At 64.5% G+C, this 14,160-nt stretch carries 9 protein-coding genes and 1 pseudogene; 6 read left to right on the top strand and 4 right to left on the bottom strand.

All coding sequences use genetic code 11. From position 1 onward, the window contains the following. Positions 1–161: 161 nt before the first annotated feature. Positions 162–1,076, top strand: a pseudogene (locus ACLL97_RS05230) (DUF808 domain-containing protein); the annotation flags it as partial. Positions 1,077–1,082: 6 nt separating this feature from the next. Then, complete coding sequence (locus ACLL97_RS05235) at positions 1,083–2,642, top strand: family 16 glycoside hydrolase (RefSeq protein ID WP_411279433.1); 1,560 nt, start codon at positions 1,083–1,085, stop codon at positions 2,640–2,642. A gap of 172 nt (positions 2,643–2,814) precedes the next feature. On the opposite strand, the gene ACLL97_RS05240 is transcribed toward ACLL97_RS05235, so the two are convergent. The 4 genes from ACLL97_RS05240 to ACLL97_RS05255 all read right to left on the bottom strand — a co-directional run bounded on the left by ACLL97_RS05240 (position 2,815) and on the right by ACLL97_RS05255 (position 5,838). Beyond that, the gene (locus tag ACLL97_RS05240) at positions 2,815–3,114 is read right to left on the bottom strand and encodes a ComEA family DNA-binding protein (protein WP_411279426.1); all 300 of its coding nucleotides are present in this window, start codon (positions 3,112–3,114) and stop codon (positions 2,815–2,817) included. Between the two features lie 43 nt (positions 3,115–3,157). Next, positions 3,158–4,396 (bottom strand): RCC1 domain-containing protein, encoded by a 1,239-nt coding sequence (locus ACLL97_RS05245; protein ID WP_411279427.1) that lies wholly within the window; start codon positions 4,394–4,396, stop codon positions 3,158–3,160. 302 nt (positions 4,397–4,698) lie between these two features. Beyond that, positions 4,699–5,091, bottom strand: a complete 393-nt coding sequence (locus tag ACLL97_RS05250) for a nuclear transport factor 2 family protein (protein WP_411279428.1) — start codon at positions 5,089–5,091, stop codon at positions 4,699–4,701. Positions 5,092–5,175: 84 nt separating this feature from the next. After that, positions 5,176–5,838, bottom strand: coding sequence for an SGNH/GDSL hydrolase family protein (locus ACLL97_RS05255; RefSeq protein ID WP_411279434.1), 663 nt, complete (start codon positions 5,836–5,838; stop codon positions 5,176–5,178). Between the two features lie 294 nt (positions 5,839–6,132). On the opposite strand from ACLL97_RS05255, the gene ACLL97_RS05260 reads away from it, so the two are divergent. The 4 genes from ACLL97_RS05260 to ACLL97_RS05275 all read left to right on the top strand — a co-directional run bounded on the left by ACLL97_RS05260 (position 6,133) and on the right by ACLL97_RS05275 (position 13,446). Continuing rightward, the gene (locus ACLL97_RS05260; RefSeq protein ID WP_411279429.1) at positions 6,133–7,518 is read left to right on the top strand and encodes a PQQ-dependent sugar dehydrogenase; all 1,386 of its coding nucleotides are present in this window, start codon (positions 6,133–6,135) and stop codon (positions 7,516–7,518) included. Positions 7,519–7,565: 47 nt separating this feature from the next. After that, complete coding sequence (locus ACLL97_RS05265) at positions 7,566–9,002, top strand: 1-acyl-sn-glycerol-3-phosphate acyltransferase (RefSeq protein ID WP_411279430.1); 1,437 nt, start codon at positions 7,566–7,568, stop codon at positions 9,000–9,002. 31 nt (positions 9,003–9,033) lie between these two features. Further along, on the top strand, positions 9,034–11,127 hold the full coding sequence (locus ACLL97_RS05270) for an ABC-F family ATP-binding cassette domain-containing protein (RefSeq protein ID WP_411279431.1): 2,094 nt from the start codon (positions 9,034–9,036) through the stop codon (positions 11,125–11,127). A gap of 84 nt (positions 11,128–11,211) precedes the next feature. Continuing rightward, positions 11,212–13,446 (top strand): hypothetical protein, encoded by a 2,235-nt coding sequence (locus tag ACLL97_RS05275; RefSeq protein WP_411279432.1) that lies wholly within the window; start codon positions 11,212–11,214, stop codon positions 13,444–13,446. Positions 13,447–14,160 lie beyond the last annotated feature (714 nt).

Genomic DNA, 14,160 nt, shown 5'->3' on the forward strand with positions numbered 1-14,160 from the left:
TGTTGCTGTTGCTGTTGCTGTTGCTGTTGCTGTTGCTGTTGCTGTTGCTGATGCGGATGCGGGTGCTGATGCTGCGGTCGATAGGGTCAGGCTATCGCACTTTGAGCCCGTATGTAGAATTCCTGACAACGCGTGATCCCCGACCCTCCACCACCGGACCCATGGCCGCTTCCAGTCTGCTCGCCCTCATCGACGACATTTCGACGCTGCTCGATGACGTCGCGGTGCTCACTAAGGTGGCGGCCACAAAAACGGCCGGCGTGATGGGCGACGACCTGGCCTTGAATGCAGAGCAGGTGTCCGGTGTGAGCGTGCAACGTGAGCTGCCTGTTGTATGGGCTGTCGCCAAGGGCTCGTTCATCAACAAGCTCATTCTGGTACCAGCGGCGCTGCTGATCAGCGCGTTCCTGCCCGTCGCTATCCTTCCGCTCATGATCGTCGGCGGAGTGTTCCTGTGCTTCGAAGGCGTCGAGAAGCTCGCGCACAGGTTTTTCCATCAGGACGACGAGCTCAGGCCCGGCGAACTCCTGAAGGCCGTGGCCGACCCGACGGTCGATCTGGTGGCCTTCGAGAAAGACAAAGTGAAGGGCGCGGTGCGCACCGACTTTGTGCTCTCGGCCGAAATCGTCGTCATTACCCTCGGCACGATGGCCACCTCGCCGCTCATGCAGCAGGTGGTCGCGCTGAGTGCCGTCGCTATCGGCGCCACCGTGCTCGTCTACGGGCTCGTGGCCGGCATCGTAAAGCTCGACGACCTCGGACTCGCCCTGCATCGCAAAAAGGACGCGACCGCCCGCAAATTCGGCGCTTTCATCTTGCGCGCGGCGCCGCTCCTCATGAAAAGCCTCTCGGTGCTCGGTACGGCCGCCATGTTCACGGTTGGTGGCAGCATCATTGCGCACGGGGTGCCGTTCATCGAGCATTTCGTGGAAGCGGTCGGTCACTCGCTTTCTGAACGCAGCGCCGTGCTCGCCTTTATTGCCACCACCGTGATCGACGCCATGGTCGGTATCGTCGCCGGCACGATTGCGGTCTTGCTGTTCAATCTCGGGAAGAAGCTCCTGTCCTCGAAGGCGGTGGCGATGCTCCTCGCGTGGGCGACATTGGCCTCGTCTGTCACAGAGACAGTCGCGGCGCAGCAGGCGGCCCTTGGGGGATGGCCGCAGCACTCGCGCGCGCGCCCGACGCCGAAGGTCGTGACACCCGGCGCCGGCCCGTTTGCACCGCCGCCGTCCGATGCCATCGTGCTCTTCAACGGCACGTCACTCGCGCGATGGACACAGAGCGATGGCACCGCGGCCAAGTGGCGCGTGGTCGACGACGCGTTCGAAGTGGCGCCGAGCACCGGCGGGATCATGTCGCGCGACTCCGTGGGTGACGTGCAGTTGCACATCGAGTGGATGTCGCCGATGCCAGCGCGCGGAAGCGATCAGGATCGCGGGAACAGCGGCGTGTTTTTCGGTGGCGGACGCTACGAAGTGCAGGTGCTCGACTCGTATCGCAATCCCACCTATGCCGACGGACAAGCGGCATCGCTGTACGGGCAGTATCCGCCACTGGTGAACGTCAGTCGCCCACCAGGTGAATGGCAGAGTTTCGACATTACGTATCGTCGTCCGCGCTTCTCCGCCGCAAAGAAGGTGATCACGCCGGCCGTGCTCACTGTGCTGCACAACGGCGTGCTCGTGCAGGATCATCGTGAGCTGGTCGGTCCCACCGCCAACGGTGTGCGGAAGGCGTACGAAGCTCACGCAGACCGTCTGCCGATTTCTTTGCAGGATCACGAACATCCGGTGCGCTTTCGCAACGTATGGTATCGCCATCTCGAGCCGATGCCGGGTGAGACGGTGCAGTACCGCTCGCCGGAAGGCGAGGTATATCGCTCGATGCCCACCACGATCGACGTCGCGACAGCGCAGGAGCAGCTCGCAAGTGATCGCACCCATATGCCGCGCTACATCACGCTCGGCGTGGCGCAGTCGAACGTGCGACAGTTCCGCGAAGCGATTGCGACATTCACCCGCGGACTCGCCGCGTTTCCGAATGACGGCACCGCACAGTCCAAGCGCGATCGCGCCATGCTGCTTCGCTGGCGTGGGCATCGGTATCTGTCGGTGCGCGAGTTCGCCAAGGCCGACGCCGATCTCACGGCCGGCTACGCACTCGACAGCACCAATTATGGCATCCTCTTTCACCTTGGCGTGCTGCGCTATCTGCAGGGCAACTTCGCGCAGGCGGCAGCGCTGTTTGCGAAAGCGCAGCCGCGTGCACCCGATGGCGGTGAACTGACCGGCAGCACCGACTGGTTGTGGCTTTCGCTGTCACGCGCCGGTCGCGCCGCCGAGGCCACGGCCATGCTCGCGCGGAAGCCCGACTCCTTGGCCGCCCCGCCCGGCTACGCGTACGCTTCACGACTCAGGTTGTATCGTGGCGTCGTCACGCCCGATCAGCTCTTCACGCCAGCAGATACAGCCGATGTACAGATCGCCACGCTCAGCTACGGACTCGGCACCTGGTATCTCGTGAAAGGCGATACCGTACGCGCGCGGGGCTCGTTCGAGCGGGCCATGCAGGGCGGTGGATGGCCCGGCTTCGCCTTCATGGCCTCGGAAGTGGAACTCCGCCGTATCAGGAAGAAGTAGGCCGGCGTGTTGGCTTGACTGTCATGGGGGGCAGGGGATCTTCGCGATCCACTGCTCCCCAGTCGCGTTTCGAGGCGCCTCGTTTCGGTCCTTCATGCAGTTTGACCTTGGTAACGACCGGCTTGGCCGGAAGTCGCTTGCGTCCCTGCCCACCTTTGCCGCCTTTCATCGCCTACTGCTTCGCGATAATGCGGTCTTTGATCTTCGCGTACAGCACGGCAGAGAGGATCTTTTTCGACACCAGATCGTTCTTCGCCTTGTACGGACGCCCTCCGATGATCCTGGAGGCATACGCGTTCCCGATGCCCGGGATGCCCTTCAGTATGTCGGCGCTGGCGCTGTTGATGTCGATCAGTCCGGTAGCGTTGCCGGCGGCTGCCGTGACTGGGGACTTCGGCTTGCCGGCCTGCGCGTGCGCGGCCAACGGCGTAGCGAGAACCAGAGCGATGCAGAGCGTGCGGAGCAGGCGCATGAGCAAATCCGGCCGGAAGGTGAGCGTGTGCACTCCGCGAATTCTAGCGATCGCCGGTTTGTCCGTAAAAGGCGTCGCCCCAGCAGCGCACCGATCCGTCGGTCTGGATGGCGCAGCCGTGACTGCTGCCGAGCCCAAGGCTGTGCTGTCGGGCCGCGTCTCCGCCACGGAACGATCCGCCGATGTTTTTCACCGGACGGTTCACGCCGCCCGCCTGCGTCTGGCCGTTGCCCAGTCCACCGAAGTAGTTACTTCCCCAGCAATAGAGCTCGTTGCCGAGCGTGTGCGCGCAGGTGGCCACCGCGCCGGCGGCAATGCCATCGTAGCTGCGCCCGCCCGCCACGGGGCCCGGCACGCCACGATGGGAGATCGACGTGCCGTCGCCAAGCTGCCCGGCGCTCTCGTTGAGCCCCCAGCAGAGCGCCGCACCGGTCGTGGTCACACCGCACGTGTGCTCGAAGCCGGCTGCGATCTGCGTCCACCGCAGGTCACCACTGACCCCCCGGGGGCGCCGCTCCGAGAGGCCCAATGAGTTGTATGGGACATCGCCCACGCCCATCTGTCCCCAGCGATTGGAGCCCCAGCAGTACCCGATGCCGTTCAGCGACACCGCGCAGGTGGTCGTGCTCGAGGCCGAGATCGAGGCGAAGCGTATCGTGCTGCTCACCACGACGGGTGCTTCACTCGAGGTCACGGTGCCGTTGCCTAGCTGACCGAACTGATTTCCGCCCCAGCAGAGTGCCGTGCCGCTTGCCGTGAGGGCACAGCTGTGCGCGCCGCCCACCGAGATCTGCGCAAACGTCGAGTCGGTTTGCACGCGCACCGGGGTTGCGCTCGACCCGATGGCGCTGTCACCGAGTTGCGAAGCGACGCCGGGATATCCTCCGCCCCAGCAGTAGGCACGTCCCTCGGTGGTCAGCGCGCAGGTGGACGTTACGCCAGCCGCGATGTCAGCCAGCACCAGGGCGGCCGCCACCCGCAGCGGAGTGCGACTGCAGCCAAGCCGCTCGCAGAAGGTCGGTGTACTCGCGGCCCCGAGTTGCAGATACTCATTGCTCCCCCAGCACCAGCCTTCGCCGCCCGTCGTGACCGCACAGCTGTGAAAGAAGCCGGCCGATACCCGCGCGTACTGTCGCGAGCCACTCACGGTAACCGGCGTCGCCACGGCACGCCCGGCGTAGGGGTTGCTCACGGCCGCCACGTCGCAGGCCGAGAGGGCCAGCGACAGCATGAGTAGCAGTTCGGCGGCGAACCGGCGCCCGAGAAAGCAACGAGGGGTCATGCGCTCAACGTTACGCTCTGCGGGTTCCCGCTGATATACGTCGTGCGGCGTAGACGGCACGTAGACGATATGCTTTCCGCATGACGAATCCGCTCTCGACACCACCGCCCCCACCTCCCGAACGGTGGCCGCGCGGCCCCGTGCCCGGCGTGCCGGCGCGGCACTGTCAGGGCTTACCGAAACCCAGTGGAATGCACAACCGCACCGCGTGGCGTCGGTGAGCGCGCGCGTGATGGCGACGATTGTTGAAGCGCCTGGCGAATCGACCGTGGCTCAAGTTCAGCAAAGGGTGCGAGGTCGAGCTACGGCATCAGCTGCGCCCACTGCGCAGAGTCCGTGTACTGCTGAAACGACACAATCTGATTTCCACTGAAGTGGTAGACATGGCAAAACTGCGCGTTCAGCGTGGCGCCGCTGTGCTTCATCGTGCCACCGTAGCGGCCAAGCACGATCACGTCGTCACCGCCATCAACAAAACGATCGGGTGCCGCGGAGAAGCGGTCGATGGCGGCAAGCAGCCGTCCGAACACGCCTTCCCCAATGGCGGGTAGGCCGAGGTACGGATTGCGGTCAGCGAGTGGGTTGCCTTCGGCCTCGTGCCATTGCACGTCGGGCGCCATCGCGCCGAACAGCACCGAGGGATCGTTGTTCGCGAAGGCGGCATAGGCCGCCTGAATGGTCTGCACGTTCGACATCGGCTTCTCTTGGGCGCGATAGGAAAAAGTTCTGGGCGCGCGATACGTAACGCCATTCTCGGCGGGCGACAAGGACGGCTGGTTTCACCACGCGCGTCGTGGCCTCCCCGTCCGCAGGGCCGCACGTATCGCCGCTTCCGCCAGGGGCGCCATAACGCGATAGCCGGCGATGTTCGGATGCACACCGTCATCGCCAAATTCACGCCTGAGTCCCATGCGCTCGTCGCGCATCGGGGTGTGATAATCCAGGTACACGGCGTTGTGCGTGAGCGCGTACTGCTTCATCCACGCGTTCAGCGAGACGATTTTCGGTGCCGGTGCGAGACCGGGTTTCCACGGATAGTCGAACACCGGCAATACCGACGACAGCACTACGCGAATGCCATTCGCCTGCGCGATCTGGGCCATCGATGCGATGTTGTCCTCGATCATCTCGAGTGACGACGGCCCGGTGTTGCCGGCAATGTCATTCGTGCCGCCAAGAATCACGACTACCGCTGGCTTTAGGGACACGACGTCCTGACGAAAGCGCACCAGCATCTGCGGGGTGGTCTGCCCGCTAATCCCGCGCCCGATATACGGCTTGCCGGGGAACATCGCCGCAAAGTGCGGCGCCCAGCCCTCGGTGATCGAGTTGCCCATGAACACCACGCGCTGTTCACCCGGCTTCGCCACGCCGACGCGCGCGTTGTCAGCACGGTAGCGCTCGAGGTTGGCCCAATCAAAATTTGGCGGCTGTGCCTGCATGGTGGACGCGCTCAGGGTTGTAGCAGCCAGCGCGGTCGTCCACCACGAGTTCCAACGGGACATGGATCGCTCGGCGAATGGTGAAGCCTATGGAAAAGCCTATGGTGCAGTTCTTGCCCGACTATACTGCTGCAGTTCTTCTTGTCTCCTTGCCTCCTTGTCGTTGCGCGATCAGTTCTGCGGCCAGACGGCACACGCTGGCGAACTGATCACCCAGAGACAAGGAGAAACGGAGGCAAGGAGAACACGAATGCGCGCTGTTCCTAGAATGTCCCTGAACTGGAGCCACCGTCCATGCATTTGCCGAAATCCGGTCTCTTCCAACTGATCACCGCCGCCGCCGTTGCTGCGATGGTCGCTTTTGTGGCCTCCTGCAGCGCCCCCGACCGCTCGCCGTCCGATTCCACGCGGGCCATGGCCACGAGCGGCGACAGCTCGGCCAGTGCCTGCCCTGATAGCAACGCAGGTCTCACGCTTCCGGCCGGATTCTGCGCCTCCGTGTTCGCCGAAGGCGTTGCTCACGGGCGTCATGTCGCGGTGGCCGCCAACGGCGATGTCTATATCGCGATCGAGGGCACGAACCCGAGCCCGCCGGCGATGCCCGCCGGCACCAGACCAGCTCCGGCGACATCGTTCGTCGCCCTGCGCGACACCAATCGTGACGGCCGCGCCGATCTCATGCGTCGCATGGGCACGCTTGGCAATACCGGCATCGCGATCGCCAACGGCTTCGTGTACGTGGACGAAGGCACCGCGATCGTCCGCTATGCCCGCGCCGACACCGCCCTCGTGCCGGCCGGGAAGCGAGAGGTCGTGGTCGATGGATTCCCACTCACACCCGGTCATCGCGCGCGCAATTTCGCCATCGATACCACCGGGTCGCTTTTTGTGAACGTCGGGTCCGCCACCAACAGCTGTCAGGCGAAAGACCGCACGTTAGGTTCGCCGGGCCTCGAACCGTGCACCGAATTGCTGACCCGCGCCGGCATTTGGCGTTTCGACGCGAATCGACTGGGGCAGCACTTCAACGAAGCGGCGCGCTACGCGTCCGGAATACGCAATGGCATGGGTTTGGCCATCGCGCAGGACGGCACGCTATACGGAACGCAGCACGGTCGAGATCAGCTGGCTGATAATTGGCCCGATGTCTTTCCGGATGTGGCGTATCAAGCCGAGAATCCGGGTGAAGAGCTGATTCAGATCAATCAGGGCGACGAATTCGGCTGGCCACAGTGCTACTACTCGATTGTGGAGCGCCACCTGGTTGACGCGCCCGAGTATGGCGGCGACGGGAAGACGACCGCGCGTTGCGCAGGCAAGAAAGAGCCTCGTGCGGTATTCCCCGCGCACTGGGCGCCGATGTCGCTCTTCATTTACCCGACCACCGGCCAATTCCCCGACAAGTACCGCGCGGGCGCGTTCATCGCGTTTCATGGCTCGTGGAATCGCGCACCGGCGCCGCAGGCCGGATATCGCGTGGTGTTTCAGCCGCTCGCCGGCGGTGAGTACATCACCTTCGCCGACGGCTTCGCCGGGCTTCCCGCCGACCAAATTCAACCAGATCGTGCTAAGCACCGGCCGGTCGGCATCGCCGCCATGCCCGATGGATCACTGATCATTACCGACGATGCCGGCGGCCGGGTGTATCGCGTGGAGTACAAGGGACCGCCACGGCCCTGAGTTTCGGTTCATTGTCCGGGCCGCACGCGGGCGCTTTCTTTGCGGGTATGGTGCCTGCGTCACGCTCGGTGTTTGACCCTGAACGTTTTAGTCCGCTCCGCGCCTTCCTGCGCTGGTCGTCGCGTCGCGCGCTGCGATGGTTTTATCGGGAAACGGCGATAGTGCAGCTGGGGGTCGTGCCCGCCACGGGGCCGGTGCTGTTCATCGGCAACCACCCCAACGATCTCCCCGATGTGCTGCTGGGCCTTCAGGCCTGCCCTCGGCACGTGCGATACCTCGCCACCATCGCCGCCGGGACTAGCGGCGCGGCCGGTAAAGGGTATGAAGCGATGGGGGTGATCCCCGTCACCCGCGTCCGCGACGCCAGGAAAATGCGCGCTCTGGGGGTGGATATGGCTGCCGTGAACGCTGAAGCCGGACGTCGAGTGTCCCAAGCGTTCGCCAGTGGGCACGTGGTCGGGGTGTTTCCCCAGGGCGGTGTACACGATGCACCGCAAATTGGGAGATTGCGCACAGGTGTCGCGATGATGTCTCTTGAGGCGATTGATAATGGCTCGGTCTTCGATGTGACGGTCGTTCCTTTTGGTGTTCAATACGAAGCCCCGAGAACGCCCCGTACCGACGCGATGGCCGTGGTGGGACACGGGTGGTCGCTTCGCGGATGGCGCGCCGAACGCATCGCCAACGGACTGGACGCCGGCGTTTCGGCGCTCACGGACCAGCTTCGCACCTGTTTGCTGGGTGTCACCAGGAACGCCCTCGACTGGGAGTCGGCACACGAGCGCGACGAACTCGTGGCCGCTGTGGCCGCCACCCAACTGCCGGCCGTCACTGCGGCGCAGGCGCCGCTGCTGGAGCGCGCGGCCCGCCTGGTTCCGATCGCCGAACGTCTGGTCGCCAACCGCCGCTCCGATGGTGGCACTCCACACGCCGCGCGCCTGCACACGTTTGTGTCCGAACTATCTCATCTGGTTCAGGAAGCCGGCGGCGTGCGAACCTCCGCCCGCGACCATGCCCGCGTCATTACCGCTGCCGGCCTGGTCGCTGAAGCGCAGCTGACGCCCATCTGGACGCTGCTGCTGCTCACGCCCGCGGCGATGATCGGATGGCTGATTCATGCACCGATTTTCTGGCTGGTGTGGCGCTTGGCGCATCGTTTCGCGAAGGCGCGCGCCGACGTGGTAGCGAGGGCGTATGTCCCGGGGCTTCAGGTGGTCGCCATGTGGTATCTGCTGCTGGCGGTTGGCTCCGTATCCGCGCTCGTTGTCAGTGGAAAGGCCTCTTGGCTCACCATCGCGGTGCTGATGCTGCTGATCACACAGTTGCCGACAACCGCCGATGCGGCCGTGGCCTGGCGTGATGGCTGGCGTGGGCACGCGCTGGTGTGGCGAGTGCGGCGATGGCCGGCCACACGACGGGCCGACCTCGTGCGCCTGACGGAAGCGCTTCGCGCAGAGTGGAAGTCCGGTTACTCTCACCAATGACCGTATTTGCACATCTTCTGCAGGCGCAGGCATGACTCTTATCTCGATCGGTAACGCGCGGGTGGATTTCGGCGCGAGCGAGATCTTTCGCGACATCTCGCTGACCGTCGGTTCCGGTGACCGCTGGGCCGTGGTCGGACGCAACGGCACCGGCAAGACCACGCTCGTTCGCCTGATCACGGGCGACCTCCAACCCACCAGCGGAGCCGTGGCGCGTATGCCCGGACTGCGCGTGGCGCTCATGGACCAGCACCGCCGCTTCCCCGACGGTATGACGCTGTGGGAGATCGTGGCCGACGCCTTCGGCGATCTGCGGGCGCTCGAGCAGTCGCTGGCCACGCAGGCGGCGAATCTCGAACACGATCACGGCGAAGAGGCGATGGAGAAATACGGCCGCGACCTCGAACGCTTCGATCGCGAGGGCGGCTACCAGATGGCCGCCAAGGTCGACGCGGTCCTTATGGGCGTAGGCTTTGATCCCGAAGCGGCGAAGGCCACCAGCATCGGTACGCTCAGTGGTGGTGAACGTGGACGTGTGGCGTTGGCCCGTCAGCTGGCCACGCCGGCGGAAATTCTGTTGCTCGACGAACCGACGAACCACCTGGATCTCGAAACGACCGCGTGGCTCGAGCAGTATCTGCGCGAGACGGATCGCACCGTGGTCTGTATCAGCCACGATCGTGCATTCCTCGCGGTCATGGCTAATCACGTGCTGCACTTCGAGGGCGGCACGGCGTTCGCGTACGAAGGCAGCTACGAGTCTTTCCTCGTTCAGCGCGAAGAACGACGGCTCACGCAGCAACGTCAGTTCGACAAGCAGCAAACAAAGATCGCATCGGAAACTGATTATATCGCGCGCAATCTGGCCGGTCAGAACACCAAGCAGGCCAAGGGACGTCGCAAGTTGCTGGCGCGCATGCCGCGCTTGTCGGCACCGATTGGCGGTGACGGTGTGATGGCGCTTCGACTCAGCGCGGGTAACCGCAGCGGCGATCGTGTGATCGAGGCCGAGCATGTCACCGTGGCGGTGGAAACGCCGGATGGCACGCGCGTGTTGTTGCGTGATGTGAACGTGGTGCTCGAGCGCAACGAAGTGGTGGCACTGGTCGGCCCCAACGGCGCTGGCAAGAGCACGCTCATCAAGACACTGGTGGAAGAGCATCCGGCGCACGCCGGTCGCGTGAAGATGGGTCCCAGCACGACAGTGGCGTACTACCGTCAGGACGTCGGACACCTGCCGCTCGACAGTACGATCTACGAGGCGATTGCCACCGAACGACCGCTCTGGGAACGGCGACAGGTGCAGGGTCACCTCGGTCGTTTCGGTTTTAGCGGCGATGAAGTGCAGCGCACTGTGGGCACGCTGTCGGGTGGTGAGCGCGCGCGTGTCGCGTTGGCGTTGCTCACGTTGTCCACGAACAACCTGCTCATTCTCGACGAGCCCACGAACCACCTCGATGTCGAAAGCATCGAAGCGCTGGAAGACGCGATCGAGGAATACGAGGGCAGCTGCCTGATCGTGAGTCACGATCGCGCCGTGCTGCGCGGTCTGGCCACTCAGGTGTGGGAAGTGAAGGATCACAAGCTCGTGATTTTCCCCGGCAGTTTCGTGGAGTGGGAAGCCCTGCGGGCCGAGAACAAGATCAAGGCCGAGAAAGACGCGCGCGCCATTTCACAGCGCGAGTCGGAGAAGAACGCGAAGGTACGTGATCGGGAACGTGAGTTGCAGCGGGAACGAGAGCGTGCCGACAAGGCCAAGGAACAAGCGTACGACAAGTCGCAAGCGAAGGCCGGTGGCCATGCCCATGGCCATGCCCATGGCCATGCCCATGCCGGCGGAAAGGCAGGCGCCAAACCTGCGGCGCCCACGTCGAACGATGCGCGCAAGTCGCAGCGTGCCGCTGAGAAAGCACTCGCCGACGCCGAGCTGCGGGTGTCGATGCTGGAAGCAAAGATCGCCGGTCTCACCGAAGAACTGGATGATGCCACGTTGTACGACACGCCAGCCGGTGTGCAGAAGGCGACCACGTTGGGCAAAGCGCTCGACGATACGCGTGACGAACTCGATGACGCGGTGCATGATTGGACGGCGGCCGCCGAACGCGTGCAGCAGGGCAAGGGCTGACGAGTACCGACTGCGCACCAATCACGAATTCAAGGGACGACGCAGGGGTGCAACTTTCGTTGCACCCCTGCGTACCATGTGGGCATGCGTATTCCCTCATTCGTCGTTGCCGCCGGCGCGTTCCTATTGCACGTCGCGCCGAATACCGTTGCCGCTCAGACGGACAGCACCCACGTCACTGCGCCGCGTGCGCTCCGGGAGTTGTTGGCAGATGCCAGCAAACGGAATGTCCTGCCGCCATCGCTGATCGGCTTCACGTCGAAGGTGGAGACAGAGATCTCGGTATTGCTGCGGCGCGAAGAGGGGAATGAAGCGGTCGCTGCGGTGGAGCAGGTGGCAAGCACGCTCAAGTGGAATCGCACCGGCTTCTACGATCAGCACATTGTCGGATACCGCGCGCAGCAAACGGGCGCGAATGTTTCTATGCTGTCGGTGTTTCAAACGGGTTGGCTCAATCCCGTGTTGTACGGCAACCGCCTCCGGGTGCGCACCAATGCCCCGCGTCGACCCGCGCCCGGTCGCGCCCGTACATCCACCCGCTCGTCTACCCGTTCCGACGGTGCCGATACATTGCCGGCCATTCATCCGTTGGCTCTCGATCGCGATCAGTACTATCGCTACACCGGCGGCGATACCGTCGTGACCATGCGCGCCGGTGATCGCGTCATTCCCATCGCGCACGTGCGCGTGCAGCCGCGCACCGACATCACCGGTTCGGTGGTGCTGTTCGACGGTGAGATGGATCTCGACGCATCGCGCGGGACGCTGGTGCGCTTGCGCGGATACTTCGTACGCGCCAACGCACCGCGCCGTGGCCTGCTGGGTTCACTTGGCGATGCCGTGGCCTTTGTGGAATACGAAAACGGCGAGCGCAACGGCGAGTACTGGCTGCCCGCCAAGCAGCGCATCGAACTGCAGGCCACCTTTCCCGGCCTAGGTGACGGGCGCGCCGTCGTTCGTATCGTGTCACGTTTCTCGCAAATGGCGGTGAACGACACGGTGCTCGACGCGCGCACGCTGGCGGCGGCCGATTCGTTGCGCGCGCGGTCACGCCGCCGACTGAGTTTTGCCGGCGCGGACTCGCTGGGTCGTTATGGCGCTTGGCTAACGGATGTGGGCGACCTCTCCGTCGGCCTGCATTCCGACGACTTCAACGACATCGGCCCCGATCGATGGCGCTCCACCGGCGCGCCGCGCCTCGACTACACCGTGCCGCGCGCTAGCGATGCGTTCCACTTCAACCGCGTGGAAGGGGTGTACACGGGCACCGGCCTCAAGTGGTCGCTGCGCGATCTGGCGCCCGGTGTAATCCTGCGCGCCAACGCCGGGTGGGCTTGGAACGAAGGCACCGCCCGGGGCCGACTCTCGGTGGAACGCAAGCGTGGCAACAGCTTCCTCGAAGTACGCGGTGGTCGCTCGCTCGACAACACCAACGATTTCCGCGTGCCGCTCGACTCGGGCAACACGATCGGCGCCCTGCTCGCGTCGCAGGACCCATACGACTATGTCGATCGCCGCAGCGCCACCGTGGCCGCCGTGCGCACCCTCGGTGCCCGTCGTCTGCTCTCGCGCGTGGAGTTCGGCGTGGCCGACGATCGCTATCGGCCCGCCACCTACGTGCGCAGTCCGTTGGGTGGTGACGCATACCGCGAGAATCGCCGCATCGACCAAGGCAGCTATCTGCGCAGCGCGGCGCTGGTCGAATGGCATCCCGATTTCAGCGCGGAGTTCGCGAAGCCTGGCGTGGGGGCGCGACTGTCGTACGAACGTGGTGATGGCACGTTGCATTGGCAGCGGGCCGAGGTGCGCGTTACGGCGCGCCAGCCATTCGGTCCGTTCGTGGCCCTCGCTCGCGGCGATGTGGGCACCGTGTTCGGCTCGCGCATCCCACCGCAACAGCTGTTCGAGCTGGGCAAGTTCCAAAATCTTCCGGGTTACGAAGACAAAGAATTCGCCGGGTCACGCGCGGCCGTGCTGCGCGCCTCGCTGCAGTACACCGGCCCATTTTTCCGTCAGCCCATTCGCGCTGGTCGCTTCTTCCTGCCGGCATTGGCCCCGGGCTTGAGCGTGGGTGTGCAGAGCGGGTGGGCCGATGCCCCAACCACCGCCGCGCGCACCAGCATCGAACGGCTTGGTGCGCCGATCGCCAGCACGCTGTTGGCACTCTACGCACCGGTGTCGAGACCCACCGACGGCATTCGCGCCTCGCTTACGGCTGGTTTGCGCCTGTTCTCCGGCGGCGTGTTTGTGGGGGCCACGCGCAAGGTCGATCAGGCGGCGCCGTGGAAGGCGCTCGTCACCTTCGGGCAGCAGTGGTAGCGATGGTGACGCACGATGGCGGTGGAACGCAGTCCCGACCTGGTCAGGGTTCAACAGCGCAGTGTGTGACATCGCGGGCTTTCGCCGTGGCTTCGATGGCTTCGATGGCTTCTATGGCTTCTATGGCTTGCTGGCCTACGGCTGGGAGATCAACGATTTCGACGCACCATGGCCGCGCGGGCGGCGCAGTACGCGTCGCGTGAGGCGGTGGGAAAACGACACGCACGGGACTATGGCCTCCCACGGACGATGAACTCGCGCGAGTGCGCGCAATGCGAGCTGATCTATTGGCGCGCTGGAACGCCGTAGCCCCAGACGGTGCCTTGGACCTCGAGTTTCCGCACTGATTCGCGAACGCGTACCGTAAGTCGCATAATTGATGTCGTGGACGTACTGGTCGCATGCGCCGACCAGCAGCCCACAATACTCATTGCACCAACAACTGCTGGAACACGGAAAAGGCGGATCGCACCGAACGGCACGGATACGCACACGGCGCGATGAACGGATCGTGGTCGTCGCCATTCGCGTATCGGTGCGGTTCCGCAACATCCGTCGCTTCCGTGTTCCAGCGGTTATCGATCGTGCCGCCTGCCGCGAGTGACGGTGGTGCGGTTCCACTTCAACCAGCAACCGCGGGAACACGGAAAAGGCGGATCGCACCGAACGGCACGGATACGCACACGGCGCGATGAACGGATCGTGGTCGTCGCC

The organism is Gemmatimonas sp., from assembly GCF_046594945.1.
GTDB lineage: Bacteria > Gemmatimonadota > Gemmatimonadetes > Gemmatimonadales > Gemmatimonadaceae > Gemmatimonas.

What these genes read in the sequence shown, in the direction of transcription:
- ACLL97_RS05235 (WP_411279433.1), top strand. Translation starts at nt 1,083, where the DNA reads ATGCTCCTCGCGTGGGCGACATTGGCCTCGTCTGTCACAGAGACAGTC.
- ACLL97_RS05240 (WP_411279426.1), bottom strand. Translation starts at nt 3,114, where the DNA reads ATGCGCCTGCTCCGCACGCTCTGCATCGCTCTGGTTCTCGCTACGCCG.
- ACLL97_RS05245 (WP_411279427.1), bottom strand. Translation starts at nt 4,396, where the DNA reads ATGACCCCTCGTTGCTTTCTCGGGCGCCGGTTCGCCGCCGAACTGCTA.
- ACLL97_RS05250 (WP_411279428.1), bottom strand. Translation starts at nt 5,091, where the DNA reads ATGTCGAACGTGCAGACCATTCAGGCGGCCTATGCCGCCTTCGCGAAC.
- ACLL97_RS05255 (WP_411279434.1), bottom strand. Translation starts at nt 5,838, where the DNA reads ATGCAGGCACAGCCGCCAAATTTTGATTGGGCCAACCTCGAGCGCTAC.
- ACLL97_RS05260 (WP_411279429.1), top strand. Translation starts at nt 6,133, where the DNA reads ATGCATTTGCCGAAATCCGGTCTCTTCCAACTGATCACCGCCGCCGCC.
- ACLL97_RS05265 (WP_411279430.1), top strand. Translation starts at nt 7,566, where the DNA reads ATGGTGCCTGCGTCACGCTCGGTGTTTGACCCTGAACGTTTTAGTCCG.
- ACLL97_RS05270 (WP_411279431.1), top strand. Translation starts at nt 9,034, where the DNA reads ATGACTCTTATCTCGATCGGTAACGCGCGGGTGGATTTCGGCGCGAGC.
- ACLL97_RS05275 (WP_411279432.1), top strand. Translation starts at nt 11,212, where the DNA reads ATGCGTATTCCCTCATTCGTCGTTGCCGCCGGCGCGTTCCTATTGCAC.